Consider the following 12,915-nt stretch of genomic DNA (forward strand, 5'->3'; position numbering starts at 1 on the left):
TCCTCCAGACTGTTACTTTCACACTTTTTATTTTGAGTCCCTCAATCGTAGTAAAACCGTAGTACCCCGCTAACCCTATTGCACCGATTTGCCGCAGTTTATCGCAGTAATTGCCCTCAAGCACTTTCACGCCGCTGTCCTGCCGTGGCAGATAAAGAGTATTTTTATCATCTTGAATATATCCTTTCATAAGCCTTTAAACCTTAATATTACAGGCTTTTCGGCACTTTTCTTCATTTTTGATTTTTGCTCCATTCACGTAATTCTATGTAAATCTACGCAAATTCACGGGCAAATGGTGTAGTAAGTGGTGTTACTATATATCAAAATCAAACAGTCTGAATAATCCTCATTTAAAGCAAAGTAAAAGTTTCAAAACTTCTAATTTTACTATCCAAAAAGAGATTATCTTCTATGTCTGCTTCTTCATTTACCACATCAATACAGTAATTTATATTTCTCATCCCAGCATCTGTCAACTTCATAATAATATTCAATCTAATGTTAGCTTTAATCATTTTTATTATAATATTTTTTTGAATTCCCGTTACGTTACATTTTTCTCCATTTTCCAATACCAAGGCGGCTTCTAAATCTGATACTCCATTCAAACTCTTTCCTTCATACTTTACTAGTAATTTTGTATTTTGAGTATTCAATGAATTTCGAATTCGCACGTATTCTTTTAATTGCAAATATAAATCTACAGGCAAATGTAACTCATATCTTTCACTTTAATGGCTTTTCCGGCATTGCTGATATCTCAAGCAATTTGGGCACTTCCTCTAATATCGGAGCAAGCACCTTGTAATTTCCTGGCAATTCGTCTGCCGTACGATAAGTAGCAACCCCCAACGGCTTGCTGTAATCTCTAATCGCCATTTCGACAACACCTCTATTGACTTCTTTACACATGAGAATTCCAATAGATGGGTTCTCTCCATTTTTTCGTTCCTGTTCGTCCAACGCTGTAAGATAAAAATTCAGTTGTCCAAGATAAGCAGGCTTGAACTTGCCTTTTTTTAGTTCAATAACAACCAGTGCCTTTAAATCCCGCTGAAAAAACAAAAGATCACAAAAGAATTCATCTCCATTTACCACAATCCTGTGTTGATTTCCGATAAAACAAAATCCCGAACCAAGGCATTGAATAAAATTACGGATATTTCTGACTATTTCGCCTTCCAAAACACGTTCATCTAAATCTTGTGGATCAGAAATATCCAACTCCTCTATATTCACAAAATCCAACAAATACTCATCTTTAAAAGATTGTATAGCTTTGAGATATTGCTTATTCTCTGGAATGGTAATTTTAAAATTATTGGGCATACTTCCTCTGTGATGATATAAATCTTCCTTTAAACGTAATTCCAGCATATTCCTGCTCCAATGCCCAATTGCCGCCTCACGAATATAAAACATCCTCTCATCTATATCTTTTGCCTTGCGGATAATCATCATATGTAAGGAAAAGCCAATAGAAGTAAAATACTCCATGTTGAAATCATTTATCATCTGTGTTCGATTTTTATCTGATTCTGGAAGAAAAATTTGTACTATACTTAAATCGCTAACTGCGGTTAGCGATTTACCAGTCTGATCAGTCTCTGTAAAGCCCGCCAACAAAGGACTCCATTCTTCATAAAACTGTCGCATGAGTTTTATATTTGCATCAGAAAAGCCTCGAAGTCCAGGTAATTCCTCCTGTAATCGAGTACTAATTTCCTTAATAGCTCCAGTTCCCCATGTTCCTTTTCGAGAATTGGCGGATACATATGCACCAATAGCATAATAGAGTGATAACTGCTCGCTATTAACATATCTTGCTGCTTGATATTGACTTTTCAAAATTGCCGCCTTAATAAATCTTACTGCTTCCAAATATTTTTCTTCCATTTCCAAGCATAGCTCCTTTGCTCTATTTTTTTATAATTTCTTCACATTAATTCTGCCATTATCTTTTATTTAGATTGGGTAAAAACAGTCTACCTAACACATCATATCAAAATATCTTTCAAAATTCTATGATAATCCAAGGACTCTTTTTATTGTCACATCAAGGCTCTAACCCAAATACAAATGGTGTAGTAGTGGTGTAGTAAGCGCCTTTCTTCACCATGAAACCATTGATTTTACAGGCTTTTTCGGGACTTTTCAAGATACTGCCGTGGCAGACAAATAATACTTTTATCATAAACGAAAATCCTCCTCAAATGCCGTATTCTGCCCCGATTTGCCGCAGTTTGCCGAGCATAAATTTTGCTCTGAGATTGTTAAATTTGTCACAGAATAAGCAAAATGCGGCAAAGCGGGGCAAGTTGAGACCGTCAATCGTAGTAAAAACGTAGTAGAAATTGAAGTATCTTACTACTCGACTTCTATCGGTTTACTTTTATCACTGCATCCTTAAGTTGAAGATAATCTCCTATTTGACATGCGAGACTCTCCAACTCTTGCATAATTCCCTTTTTAACTATTAAATAATCTGATTTGAAATACTTATGAGTCAAACCAAATAATATATCCTCAGAGAGCAACTCATCCTTTTTTAATGCAACACCCAGTTTATAATGTGCCATTGCGTTTCTAAATTGCCAAGACTCCCACTCCGAATTAATAACCAAATTCGCATTCCATTTCAAGTTTATTTGAGGAATAATATATAACAAGGAATAATAAAGTAAATATGCAAAGCGCATCTTTGTCGATATTTCTTCTCGTACCCAAGAATCTACACAACAGATGATAAAATTAATCTGGCACAAAACAGAAAATAGTACAAATTTATCACTAAATGTATTTCCTACTGGCGATTTCACAAATCCTCCATAATCACGAACATCATACTTTATTGAAGTATCGACTGGATATTCTTTCGTTGCATTAAAAAGTTTTATATACTTACCTCCAATAACTGACATTGCTTTGATATATTCTCCAATATTCCGACCATATGAAAACAGCGGAGTATAATAATAACATAAAATCGTGTTTCCACAAATTACCCCATTTGCCCTATCAACGCCAAAAATATCATATAACTTCAATTTTTTAGCAAGTGGTTTGCAAACATTTCCAAAATAATCATCACTTACATGATACGCTTCTTTAAGAGTTTCATAAATAACAGAATAATCATTCTGCCACATTTTAATAGAATTTCTCATTTCTTCATAGTAAGTCTGTTCCGATTTGGAAAAAATCGGTATCTCTAATTTCACTTTACTGGAATTATTAATAGCTTTTACCCATTCTTCTGCTCCATCAATTATAACACCCATATATGGCAAAAGTGACGGAATATAATTCGATTCATTAGGATTAATTCTTTTTATAACCGTGTATAAAAATCTCAGATCATTTTGAATCAAAGATAATGCTGCTTTCTGAACAGGTTTTAAATTTAAATCCTCCATGTATATCCTCTCTCTATCATAGGTGCAAAGCCTCCTGAGAAACCGCATTCCACTCCGTTTTACCGACTACATTTTTACTCTTTTCCATCAATCAGTTATCCAAACTGCCCTCATTCAACAGAAAATCATAGACGCTCATAATCAACACTCCATCGTCATTGTAATACGGTGCAGGTACGTCTTTCGTGATGATGATCTTCTTGAAGAAATCACCAGTCAACATCAGGGAGCGCTGCTCCTGTTCCATCTTTGTTTGGTTCGGAATTGCATAGGCCGACTGGATATAATAACGCTTGGATCCTTTATTGCAAACAAAATCAATTTCCAACTGCTTGCGGATTCCATGACCTTTTTCATTAGTTTTATTCAGAGTGATAACTCCCACATCCACATTGAACCCCCGTATCTTCAGCTCATTGAAGATGATATTCTCCATAGCATGAGTTCCTTCCAGTTGACGGAAATTGAGACGGGCATTGCGTAGTCCCAAATCAGTAAAATAATATTTGACCGGTGTGTCGATATACTTCTTACCTTTAATGTCATATCGGACAGCACTGTCAATCAGAAAAGAATCACAAAGATAGTCGATATACCTTTTGATGGTTGTGTTACTGATGGTTTTCCGCTTGACAGTTTTGAAAGTAGCCGACAGCTTTGTCGGGTTTGTAAGCGAGCCGATAGCAGACGAGAGAATGTTCAGAAGTTCCTCTAATTCTGCCCGATTGCGTACATTATGTCTGCCTACAATATCCGAAATATAGGTCTCCTCAAACAGCGACTTGAGGAAATTAATCTTTTCCTCCGGACTTGAAATGTTCATGATAGGCGGCAGTCCGCCGTAAAGCATATATTCATTCCAGCCGTCCTGTTTCGTCCCCGAATAGACAGACATAAATTCAGCAAAACTGAGAGGATGCATATGAACTTCATCTCCCCGTCCCCGAAATTCGGTAATCACATCTTTGGACAAAAACCGGGCATTGCTTCCTGTCACATATACATCCACATTTTTCATACGAATCAGGCTGTTTAGTACGGATTCAAACTCTCCCAAAAGCTGTACCTCATCCAGCAGCACATAGTACATTCCATCATCTTTAATCTGCTCCTTGAGATAGGGATACAGAACTTCTGGATCACGAAAACGCTTATTCTCAAAGGAATCAAACGCAATTTCTATAATGTGCTGTTCATCCACTCCTTCTGCCAGCAAATGATCCTTGAACAGATTAAACAACAAGTAAGACTTTCCGCAGCGACGGATGCCAGTTACCACCTTGATAAGTCCATTATGCTTCTTATTGATAAGCTTATTCAAATAGATGTCTCTCTTAATTTCCATATCATGATCCTTCTTTCTACTGAAAGTTTTTGCGATTTATCGCAAAATTCTTCATTAGTATTGTATCCCCTTCGGATTGATTTTACAACTCCTAATGAAATTTTTTGCGATTCATCGCAATTTCATGCACTAAAATCCGTCAAAGAAACACAACCCAAAACTGCAATACTTAAAACCTGACATCAGTATCAACACCTGCTTTGTAAACTTATCCCACTACAATCCTACATACAAAAACGGAAGATACCCGCACAGCAAACAAACATTATTTTTTACATTCATAATTATTGTCCCTTAAATGCCACGTTTTGCCGCAATTTGCCCCCACGACACCCTGTCATAGTATAGGATGTAATTGAATCGTAGTAAAAACGGTGTAAACACCATTTCCGCTGCCGCGATTTGCACCGTTTTGACACGATTTGCGTTGGCTATGAATATTTGCCGTTCGGTTTGCCGTGGCAAACAAATAATACTTTTATCATAAACGAAAATCCTCCTAAAATGCCGTGTTCTGCCTCGATTTGCCGCAGTTTGCCGACTATAAATTTTGCTTTGAGATTGCTAAATTTGTCACAGAATAAGCAAAATGCGGCAAAACGGGGCAAGCCCGGGACATGAAACGTAGTAAAATCGTAGTAAGAATTGGGGTGTTTTACTACTGCGAATATTCTATCATAGGTTGCGGGATTTGGGGAGTGGGGAATGTACTTCTCATCCGAATATCTCGGTGGAAATATCAACACCAAAGCAGTGATATCTCCTGTGCTCGATATAGTCCAGTCCGGCATAACAGTCTCTTCCCTCCAGCAACTTCATATCAATCGGTTCATTGCCTTTCATGAAGATTGCATCCGGAATCCATGATGTTGTGCTGGATACCCACATATTCATTCGAAGCCACTTGAAAGTAATCTCATCCGCCGGATTCTGTTTCGCTTCCCTGTAGGCATCACGAAGTCTTTCAATATCAACCGTATATCCAAGGGAAGGATTTACCTTATACCAGTTTGCTTCATCTTCCCAATCCTCATCATCCTTTAGTCCATAGACCACCGGATAAAAGGTCGAATCTACACGCCTGCCTTCTAAGATATTAATCGCCTTTGTATGCAACTCAAAAGCAATGGAATTTCTATTATTCCCGGCAGTCGTAATCATGAAGTGAAACTGATTCTATCTTGCATCAGAACTGTACTTGGTAAGCACAACGTATAACTGGCGATTCGCTGCACTTGGCTCATTGTACGCATACAAAAGATAAAGAGCGATAGCTGCTGCCAATTCGCTCTTACCTACCTTCTTGCATATTTCAACAAATGCAGTTCTCCGTTTCAAAGGTTGAGCCACCAGAAGTAATATGCTCCGGGCAAATAGGCATTCCCTTTTCCGGAACCGGCTCTTTTGTATTCAGTTTTCTTTTTCCCGGATTGCCTTCCAGCTTCTTAACCGCTGTAGGCTTTGGCTTTCTTCCAGCCATTGGAATCCTCTCCTTCCCTAATTCTTTGCAAAATCAAAGGACCATGTATCTCTACACGATCCCTATTACTAATTTTATGTATTTACATCCAGCTTTTGGTTTCTTTACTCCATGTCTGCTCAAAGGAATTATCGTTATGAATTGAATCCACGATGGGCAGCAATAATTCTTTTAATAGTTGCATAGTTTCTTCAAATTCTACTTTCACCAGTGCTTTCTTCTTTTTTATAAAGGCTCTCCATCTTCCCTGCCTTGTCTCATCCATACCTCCGGAACCTCCATGTCCAGCAGAACCGGGAACTCCATTTTCATTCTTTCGGGATACACCACATCACCAAAACCAATATCTATTGATACGGGAATCTTGGTTCTGTCCAGATATCCCATAATAGATACATTTACACCATGATACTCCTTGAATTCCGTTATATTGATAACCTCAAGCGCATTCAGATCAAATCGTAACGCATCATCGCACTCTATAGAAAAAATGTCATTAAATACTTTCTTCATTTCTTCAGCATCATTTGGAATACGCTGTAATCTGTCCTTTACGGATATAGCGTTTGTCATACCAGCACCTCTAGATACTTTTTCATTACATCCCCACATTTGAGCAGCTCCGCATATCTGATTAGCCTATTCAAATTACGGTTACTCCGATGCAGACAGCCATGGCGGAGATCCTTATCCGCCGAAGGGTTAATTCAAGGAGGTGAATATCATGGCAGTACATCACGGCGGTAAAGTAGGTAAAGCTGGTAAGGCTCTCGCATCTAAGAGTTCCTCCAAGTCTGCAAAGAGTAAAGCAGGAAAGACTCTCGCCAACCATAAAGCCAAAGCACATTGATTTTAAGGGCACCTATGCGAAAGCGTAGGTGCTCATTTTATAACAATGCTATTACACCAAAACTTCCCACTTACCGTATCTCTTTCCATCCACTCTGCGGATATATTCCTTTTTCTGCAAAGACTCCATGATTCGCTTTACGGTGCTGAGCGATTTTCCGGTTTCTATTACCAGTTCTTTTTGTTTAATTGCCGGATTCTTGAAGATCAATTCCAAGACCGCCAGTTCTTCCAAAGTGCATTCCAAAGTGTCAAATTGAGACTTTGGAATTTTGGAGTTGACACTTTGGGAAGCATTATCCTCTACATAATCAATATGCAAATATCTGTTCTTCAGCTCGTAGTTGTTATCTAAAAGCAGGTTGCTGAAAAACATTTCCAAAAACTTCGTTGTGGCATGGACTCCGTTCTGCAGGTCGTTGTAGTTTGCTCTCACCAATGCATTGCGGAAATACCAGGAGTTCTTTTCGAACGCATCATTATTTACATGGAAACCAAATGTTTTCATGTACTTAATCATAAAAACTGCAGTTGATCTGGTATTACCTTCGCAGAAGGGATGTATCTGCCAAATATCCACTGTCTTATCTGACCGGCATGAGAAAAGACGCCCTCGAACAGTCTGCGGTGAATCGTCACCCATTCAGCAGGGGAGAACTGAAATGCTTTCTCACCCAAAAGCTTCGCAATTCTTGTCGATACAATATCTGCTTCCTTGGTGCCGTTCTCTATTTCAATACGATCAGTACGCTGCTCATAGTAGTTCTGAATACGCTTCTGTGCTTCATCAATGCTAATTTTTCCTTCGATATGTTCCTTGGCAGTATCAAGAAGGTATTCAGAGGTTTTCAGTCCATCTACCGCCTGCAAGCCAATCGCAGTCTGCCAAGCCTCACTCTTTTCAATTTGTCCGGGCTCACTCTGTTTGATATATTCTTCAAGTTCAAATTTCCAGTTCTTACCCGCTGACATAACTGCACCTCGTTTCCTCGTTTTAATACTGGATTCTAAAATAGTCCAAATACGCTTTATATTTATCCTGCGCAGTCCGACAGGTATCTGTCAAATGGCCCTTTTCGTTGTTCCATTCTTTCAATCCACGATAGTAATACAATTTCAAATTATCTTCGATAATGAACGGAACAATATTATATTTCAGACACTCTTTGAACATAATCAGTCTACCTACACGACCATTACCGTCCTGGAATGGATGAATCCGTTCAAACTTCACATGAAAGTCCAGAATATCTTCAAAGGTCTTTTCTTCCTTTGCATTGTATTCTGTCAGCAATGCTTTCATCCTATCGGCAACTTCTTCCGGCAGGGCAGTATCCATACCACCAACCTCGTTCGGTAGTTTCTTATAGTCACCGACAGCAAACCAATCTTTTCTGGATTCGCTGGTGCCGTTCTTCAGGATCAGGTGCAGCTCCTTGATGAACTTCTCCGTCAATACTGTTTTTGCATTCTCGATAATCATGTCAATGCAGAGGAAATGGTTTGCTGTTTCAATCACATCGTCCACATTGAGAACTTCGTTTTCAACGCCGATCGTATTGGTTTCAAAAATATATCTGGTCTGATCGTGGGTCAGACGGCTTCCCTCAATATGGTTTGAATTGTATGTTAAATCAATCTGTGTCTTATGGTAAATGCCTCCGGAATATTTACTTGCTTTCTGCTCTTTCAGAATATCCAGCAGAGTAATCGGTTCCTCTTTTCTCTTGTTGGCACGCTCCGGTTTCTCTGCATTTTCGGGAATGTTCCAAGTCTTGCCGGTAAGGAACGCTCCATTCACACGTCCCTGGGCGCAATAGTTTCTAACGCTACGCTCCGACACATCCCATTTTTTTGCCGTCACAGGAAATTCTAATCCGTTTGTTTATGACATGTTGTCACGCCAAATCATATAAAAGTGTGATAAGAATCACATCATTATCAATAATTATGTGATAGTCGCTTGAAACATAAAAGGAAAGGCTGGATATTTCTACAAAGCAATATTGTTTTAGACTGATTGACTATTAGTTACTGCTTCTCACAACAACCACCGTCTTGTTCAGCTTCTTCTACGATCTCCATGTCGCAGCAGCTCCTTTTTTTCTTTGGTTTCTCCTTTACATCGCAGCAGCTTTCCTCTGTAATTTGCATATTACAGCAACCATCAGACTTTTTACCAAACAATCCACTAAATACTCTTTTTTTCTCTGCCATAATCATTTCCTCCTTATAATACGAAATTAAATACATAACCTGTACAATCGCAGCCAATGGGACAGCCCAAAGACTCCCTGCTCCTGCAAAATTTGCCAGCAGGTCTGTGGGAACGAATTCATAGATGAACGCGCCGATTCCTGCCCCCAGCAACAGGAACAACACCACTCCCTTAAATAAACTCAATGCATCTTTTAGGGATAGTTTGATGGCTTGCCACTGCTTTTGCCAAAAACTGCCCTGCAAATTTTCCCGCAAACACCATCCTGATGTCCGCCCTTTATGGATACATTCTTTACATATTTTTCAAAACCGGCTTTATCAAGAACCAATCCCATAATTACTGCAAACGCAAAGGTAAAGATTGCATAAACGATTGTTGCTTTTATGCCAAAAAACGCTGTTAGTAACGTAATAATGGCAGGGTTCAAGATCGGAGAGGTCAGCAGAAACGATATTGCACCGTTGAATGGAGCCCCGCTTTTAAACAGTCCGACCAGAACCGGAATGGTAGAGCAAGAGCAAAACGGCGTCACGGCTCCAAGCAGGGCACCAAGAACACTATTCAGCCCCTTTCGTGGAGTGGTCAAAATGCGCTTGATTCGTTCTTGCGAAATATAAATTTGCAGCAGGGCAACTACAAAGCTGATTCCGATGAACAAACCAAATAGTTCACCAAACAGCATCAAAAAAGTCTTTCCCGCATGTAGTAAAGTTTCATATGTAAACATAGCGATTTACCTTCTTTCTGTCAAATTTTAATTTCGGGACTAATAAAACAGTACTTTTACTATCGTGATCGACAATGAATCCGACTTCCACAAACACACATTTACATACCTCCGTATAATAAATCGTTTTTTTTCGATTTGTTGATTTAAGCGAAAGCCACGGTAAACGTGGCATCTTATCACTCTTGGTTTCGACATATTTACTGTCAGGAACTTATAGGTGGCAAAGGGGATGTCAATGCTTTCAACAACTCCACTGCCTTCGCACTGCCCTCCGGACTGATGGAATAATAAATCCATTTGCCCTCTTTTCTGCCTGTTACAATTCCTGAGTCGCACAAAATTTTCATATGATGAGAAAGGGTTGACTGGCTGATCTGCATATCCTCTAAAATGACACAAGCACATTTTTCCCCGCTTTGTATCATTTCTAAAATTTGCAATCGTTTCTCATCATCTAACGCTTTAAACACCTTCACTATTGATTTAAAATCTCTCATATCTCCACTTCACATTCAATTATTTCGATTTGATATCTAAAGTATATATCTCAAATCGAAATTTGTCAATATGTTTTTTTTAATTTTGTTAAACACAAGACAAGTTCCAGACTTTTTCCAATCGTGTCAGCCCATGTCTTATCTGATCTTCGGTAACTTTACCGAAACCAATAAGTATGAGGTTGTCCGGAGCTGTTTTAAGATCTGCAAAGCAGTCATCTATCGAGTATACAGCCACACCTGCATCTTGGGCAAGACGAATACGTTTACTATTACTGACATTATCATTTAACTTAAGAACCATATGCAGACCCGCATTCATTCCGAATATTTTAATTCTATCTCCGAATTTTTCAATAAGAAGATCTCTCATAAGGTCATGTCTCGTACAGCATATAGTATTCATCTTGCGAAGATGTTTTGCAAACGCTCCATCTTCAATATATTTTGCCAAAATTCTCTGATCAAGCCACGACACATAGGACTGTCTGTACTGAGGCAAAGCATTATATCTATCTGCAAGGCGTCGCGGCAATACAAGATAACTAATGCGTATAGCGGGCGAAAGCGACTTTGAAAATGTCCCGATGTAAATAACTCTGTCATCTGTACAGAGCGAATATAGAGATGGGACCGGTCTTGAGTGATATCTTAGCTGACTATCATAGTCATCTTCTATGATATACCGATTCCCTTCGGAAGCCCAGTTGAGCAGCCGGTACCGCACATCCACCGGCATGACACCTCCCATGGGGAACTGGTGCGAAGGAGTCACATACAGGCAGTCGGCGCCAGAAACCGCAAGATCATCAAAATAGGTGTTCTCCGGATAGTGATGAAGAGGAAAAAAAGAAAATCCCTTGTATCTGAACATGTCTCTGGCAGAATAAAATCCCGGATCTTCCATACCTATGCAATGACAGTCTTTTTCAATGAGGTCGCAGGCAATATTTATAGAATGGGCGAATCCACTGCAGATAATAATTTGATCTGGGGTACTGCTAATACCTCTATGTTCTCTGACATAAGAAGATATCGCTTTTCTAAGACATTCGTCACCTCTTGCATCATCATAACCAGACATTTTAATCGATTCAACGGATGAAAAGATATGTGATGCTGCTTTGCGCCAGTAGTCATTCGGGAAAAATTCAGGAGACAGATCCCCATACCGGAAATCAATCTTTATATTATTTTCGTCCGAAGCAATGACAGGATTTATAGTTTTTTCCTGCTGAAAAGGTTTTGTATGCCGATACGAGCCGGCTGCATTCCCAGCATCGAGAACTATATGACCCGCGCCCGGACGGCTCTTTATATACCCTTCAACTGCCAGTTGCTGATATGCGTTGTCCACAGTGTTCTTAGATACACACAGAGTGGAAGCAAGTTTTCTTATAGGCGGGAGATACGAACCGCAAGAATACGTCCCATCGAGAATATCTTCCTTTATGGCCTCATACAACTGTATGTAGATGGGAATGCTTAAGTTCGGATCTATATAGATCATATTTCACCTCCACGGAAAGTCAATTAAAATTGTCCTCTTAGATTTAATAAAATTGTACCTTTTAGATAGGACTTTTGCAACATATAATATAGAAAGAATATAGAAACAAATGTAAGAACCATATATTCAATCGCACCAAATAATAAATATGGGAGGATAAAGCAATGAGAAGAAAAGAAAAAGAAGTACTAGATCATAATCAAATAATGGAAGTGCTGAGAAGATGCAGCGTTATCAATTTTGCAATGCATAACGACGATTATCCATATGTGCAGACAATGAACTTCGGATTTGCAGATACCAAAGATGGGCTTAAGATCTACTTACACGGAGCAAGTGAAGGCAAAACACCTGAACTGCTTAAAAAAAATAATAAGGTCGGATTTATAATCTACAGAAACTATGGCGTTGACATCGGCAAGACTGTCTGCGGCTCCACCACACTTTTTGAGAGCGTCTGCGGATATGGCGATATTCACTTTCTTGAAACGCCTGAGGAACTGAATGATGCACTCAGAATTCTGATACAGCATGCGGGTGATATGAGAACAGATGATTTCCATGCTGAGCATTTTAAGAAAATGGCTGTCTACAGGCTTGATGTAAAAGAATATACATGTAAAGTCGCAAGCACTGATACTGCAGCTATGTATCAGAATTGGGCTAATAAGACAATGAATTCGGCAAAAGAATAAGTAATCTAAATATGCAGGGGGATTACCTGATCTATAGGATAATCCTCCCTGACTCTAAACCAGTTCTCCTTTTTCCTGACCTTTTCGTTTTAAATATACCATGATAATTGACAAAGTTCCAAAAAAAGATATTCCTCCATCAGGTACTTGGCAATGGCATAAAGCGTCT

The 12,915-nt window shown here is 39.0% G+C and carries 20 protein-coding genes; 2 read left to right on the top strand and 18 right to left on the bottom strand.

Annotated features, from left to right (window positions below; genetic code table 11):
• The 11 genes from ACQRBN_RS15415 to ACQRBN_RS15465 form a co-directional block, all read right to left on the bottom strand.
• Positions 1-190: hypothetical protein (locus ACQRBN_RS15415; protein WP_427739932.1), on the bottom strand; the 190-nt coding region annotated here is incomplete at its 3' end.
• Positions 191-353: 163 nt separating this feature from the next.
• A complete protein-coding gene (locus ACQRBN_RS15420) occupies positions 354-611 on the bottom strand; it encodes a hypothetical protein (RefSeq protein ID WP_427739933.1) in 258 nt (85 codons plus the stop codon).
• 118 nt (positions 612-729) lie between these two features.
• Positions 730-1,899: a PDDEXK nuclease domain-containing protein gene (locus ACQRBN_RS15425; RefSeq protein WP_427739934.1), complete on the bottom strand. Its 1,170-nt coding sequence runs from the start codon at positions 1,897-1,899 to the stop codon at positions 730-732.
• A gap of 160 nt (positions 1,900-2,059) precedes the next feature.
• The gene (locus ACQRBN_RS15430; RefSeq protein WP_427739936.1) at positions 2,060-2,197 is read right to left on the bottom strand and encodes a hypothetical protein; all 138 of its coding nucleotides are present in this window, start codon (positions 2,195-2,197) and stop codon (positions 2,060-2,062) included.
• Positions 2,198-2,381: 184 nt separating this feature from the next.
• Positions 2,382-3,419 carry a hypothetical protein gene (locus ACQRBN_RS15435; RefSeq protein ID WP_427739937.1) on the bottom strand — a complete coding sequence of 346 codons (1,038 nt, stop codon included), beginning with the start codon at positions 3,417-3,419 and terminating at the stop codon, positions 2,382-2,384.
• 91 nt (positions 3,420-3,510) lie between these two features.
• Positions 3,511-4,764: an ATP-binding protein gene (locus ACQRBN_RS15440; RefSeq protein ID WP_427739938.1), complete on the bottom strand. Its 1,254-nt coding sequence runs from the start codon at positions 4,762-4,764 to the stop codon at positions 3,511-3,513.
• A 714-nt stretch (positions 4,765-5,478) separates the two neighbouring features.
• Complete coding sequence (locus ACQRBN_RS15445) at positions 5,479-5,925, bottom strand: terminase TerL endonuclease subunit (RefSeq protein ID WP_427739939.1); 447 nt, start codon at positions 5,923-5,925, stop codon at positions 5,479-5,481.
• 15 nt (positions 5,926-5,940) lie between these two features.
• Positions 5,941-6,102, bottom strand: a complete 162-nt coding sequence (locus tag ACQRBN_RS15450) for a hypothetical protein (protein WP_427739940.1) — start codon at positions 6,100-6,102, stop codon at positions 5,941-5,943.
• The gene (locus ACQRBN_RS15455) at positions 6,077-6,244 is read right to left on the bottom strand and encodes a hypothetical protein (protein WP_427739942.1); all 168 of its coding nucleotides are present in this window, start codon (positions 6,242-6,244) and stop codon (positions 6,077-6,079) included. The genes ACQRBN_RS15450 and ACQRBN_RS15455 overlap by 26 nt, the downstream gene beginning before the upstream one ends.
• Positions 6,245-6,326: 82 nt before the next feature.
• Positions 6,327-6,509 carry a hypothetical protein gene (locus ACQRBN_RS15460; protein ID WP_427739943.1) on the bottom strand — a complete coding sequence of 61 codons (183 nt, stop codon included), beginning with the start codon at positions 6,507-6,509 and terminating at the stop codon, positions 6,327-6,329.
• Positions 6,470-6,817 (bottom strand): nucleotidyl transferase AbiEii/AbiGii toxin family protein, encoded by a 348-nt coding sequence (locus ACQRBN_RS15465; protein ID WP_427739944.1) that lies wholly within the window; start codon positions 6,815-6,817, stop codon positions 6,470-6,472. The genes ACQRBN_RS15460 and ACQRBN_RS15465 overlap by 40 nt, the downstream gene beginning before the upstream one ends.
• A gap of 151 nt (positions 6,818-6,968) precedes the next feature.
• Here ACQRBN_RS15465 and ACQRBN_RS15470 point away from each other — a divergent pair, with 151 nt between their 5' ends.
• Positions 6,969-7,094, top strand: coding sequence for a hypothetical protein (locus ACQRBN_RS15470; RefSeq protein ID WP_427739945.1), 126 nt, complete (start codon positions 6,969-6,971; stop codon positions 7,092-7,094).
• Positions 7,095-7,145: 51 nt separating this feature from the next.
• Here ACQRBN_RS15470 and ACQRBN_RS15475 read toward each other — a convergent pair whose 3' ends face one another.
• From ACQRBN_RS15475 to ACQRBN_RS15505, 7 genes are all read right to left on the bottom strand, one after another.
• Entirely contained in the window at positions 7,146-7,601 is a 456-nt protein-coding gene (locus ACQRBN_RS15475) for a helix-turn-helix transcriptional regulator (RefSeq protein ID WP_427739946.1), read from the bottom strand.
• A gap of 8 nt (positions 7,602-7,609) precedes the next feature.
• Positions 7,610-8,065 carry a hypothetical protein gene (locus ACQRBN_RS15480; RefSeq protein WP_427739947.1) on the bottom strand — a complete coding sequence of 152 codons (456 nt, stop codon included), beginning with the start codon at positions 8,063-8,065 and terminating at the stop codon, positions 7,610-7,612.
• Between the two features lie 22 nt (positions 8,066-8,087).
• Positions 8,088-8,957, bottom strand: a complete 870-nt coding sequence (locus ACQRBN_RS15485) for a Fic family protein (RefSeq protein WP_427739949.1) — start codon at positions 8,955-8,957, stop codon at positions 8,088-8,090.
• Positions 8,958-9,124: 167 nt separating this feature from the next.
• Positions 9,125-9,496: a hypothetical protein gene (locus ACQRBN_RS15490; protein WP_427739951.1), complete on the bottom strand. Its 372-nt coding sequence runs from the start codon at positions 9,494-9,496 to the stop codon at positions 9,125-9,127.
• Positions 9,497-9,504: 8 nt separating this feature from the next.
• Positions 9,505-10,041: a permease gene (locus ACQRBN_RS15495; RefSeq protein WP_427739952.1), complete on the bottom strand. Its 537-nt coding sequence runs from the start codon at positions 10,039-10,041 to the stop codon at positions 9,505-9,507.
• 206 nt (positions 10,042-10,247) lie between these two features.
• Positions 10,248-10,541 carry an ArsR/SmtB family transcription factor gene (locus ACQRBN_RS15500; protein ID WP_427739953.1) on the bottom strand — a complete coding sequence of 98 codons (294 nt, stop codon included), beginning with the start codon at positions 10,539-10,541 and terminating at the stop codon, positions 10,248-10,250.
• A gap of 88 nt (positions 10,542-10,629) precedes the next feature.
• Positions 10,630-12,051: a PLP-dependent aminotransferase family protein gene (locus ACQRBN_RS15505; RefSeq protein ID WP_427739954.1), complete on the bottom strand. Its 1,422-nt coding sequence runs from the start codon at positions 12,049-12,051 to the stop codon at positions 10,630-10,632.
• 164 nt (positions 12,052-12,215) lie between these two features.
• On the opposite strand from ACQRBN_RS15505, the gene ACQRBN_RS15510 reads away from it, so the two are divergent.
• Positions 12,216-12,746, top strand: coding sequence for a pyridoxamine 5'-phosphate oxidase family protein (locus ACQRBN_RS15510; RefSeq protein ID WP_427739955.1), 531 nt, complete (start codon positions 12,216-12,218; stop codon positions 12,744-12,746).
• Positions 12,747-12,915: the final 169 nt, after the last annotated feature.

Origin of the sequence: Bariatricus sp. SGI.154 (assembly GCF_050313795.1) — a bacterium.
In the GTDB taxonomy this organism is placed as follows: Bacteria; Bacillota; Clostridia; order Lachnospirales; family Lachnospiraceae; genus CAMBRQ01.

Coding starts and splice junctions, on each gene's coding strand:
- ACQRBN_RS15445 (WP_427739939.1), bottom strand. CDS start 5,925: ATGATTACGACTGCCGGGAATAATAGAAATTCCATTGCTTTTGAGTTG.
- ACQRBN_RS15500 (WP_427739953.1), bottom strand. CDS start 10,541: ATGAGAGATTTTAAATCAATAGTGAAGGTGTTTAAAGCGTTAGATGAT.
- ACQRBN_RS15465 (WP_427739944.1), bottom strand. CDS start 6,817: ATGACAAACGCTATATCCGTAAAGGACAGATTACAGCGTATTCCAAAT.
- ACQRBN_RS15510 (WP_427739955.1), top strand. CDS start 12,216: ATGAGAAGAAAAGAAAAAGAAGTACTAGATCATAATCAAATAATGGAA.
- ACQRBN_RS15470 (WP_427739945.1), top strand. CDS start 6,969: ATGGCAGTACATCACGGCGGTAAAGTAGGTAAAGCTGGTAAGGCTCTC.
- ACQRBN_RS15505 (WP_427739954.1), bottom strand. CDS start 12,051: ATGATCTATATAGATCCGAACTTAAGCATTCCCATCTACATACAGTTG.
- ACQRBN_RS15425 (WP_427739934.1), bottom strand. CDS start 1,899: ATGGAAGAAAAATATTTGGAAGCAGTAAGATTTATTAAGGCGGCAATT.
- ACQRBN_RS15435 (WP_427739937.1), bottom strand. CDS start 3,419: ATGGAGGATTTAAATTTAAAACCTGTTCAGAAAGCAGCATTATCTTTG.
- ACQRBN_RS15455 (WP_427739942.1), bottom strand. CDS start 6,244: ATGGCTGGAAGAAAGCCAAAGCCTACAGCGGTTAAGAAGCTGGAAGGC.
- ACQRBN_RS15475 (WP_427739946.1), bottom strand. CDS start 7,601: ATGAAAACATTTGGTTTCCATGTAAATAATGATGCGTTCGAAAAGAAC.
- ACQRBN_RS15460 (WP_427739943.1), bottom strand. CDS start 6,509: ATGGATGAGACAAGGCAGGGAAGATGGAGAGCCTTTATAAAAAAGAAG.
- ACQRBN_RS15430 (WP_427739936.1), bottom strand. CDS start 2,197: ATGATAAAAGTATTATTTGTCTGCCACGGCAGTATCTTGAAAAGTCCC.
- ACQRBN_RS15480 (WP_427739947.1), bottom strand. CDS start 8,065: ATGTCAGCGGGTAAGAACTGGAAATTTGAACTTGAAGAATATATCAAA.
- ACQRBN_RS15440 (WP_427739938.1), bottom strand. CDS start 4,764: ATGGAAATTAAGAGAGACATCTATTTGAATAAGCTTATCAATAAGAAG.
- ACQRBN_RS15495 (WP_427739952.1), bottom strand. CDS start 10,041: ATGTTTACATATGAAACTTTACTACATGCGGGAAAGACTTTTTTGATG.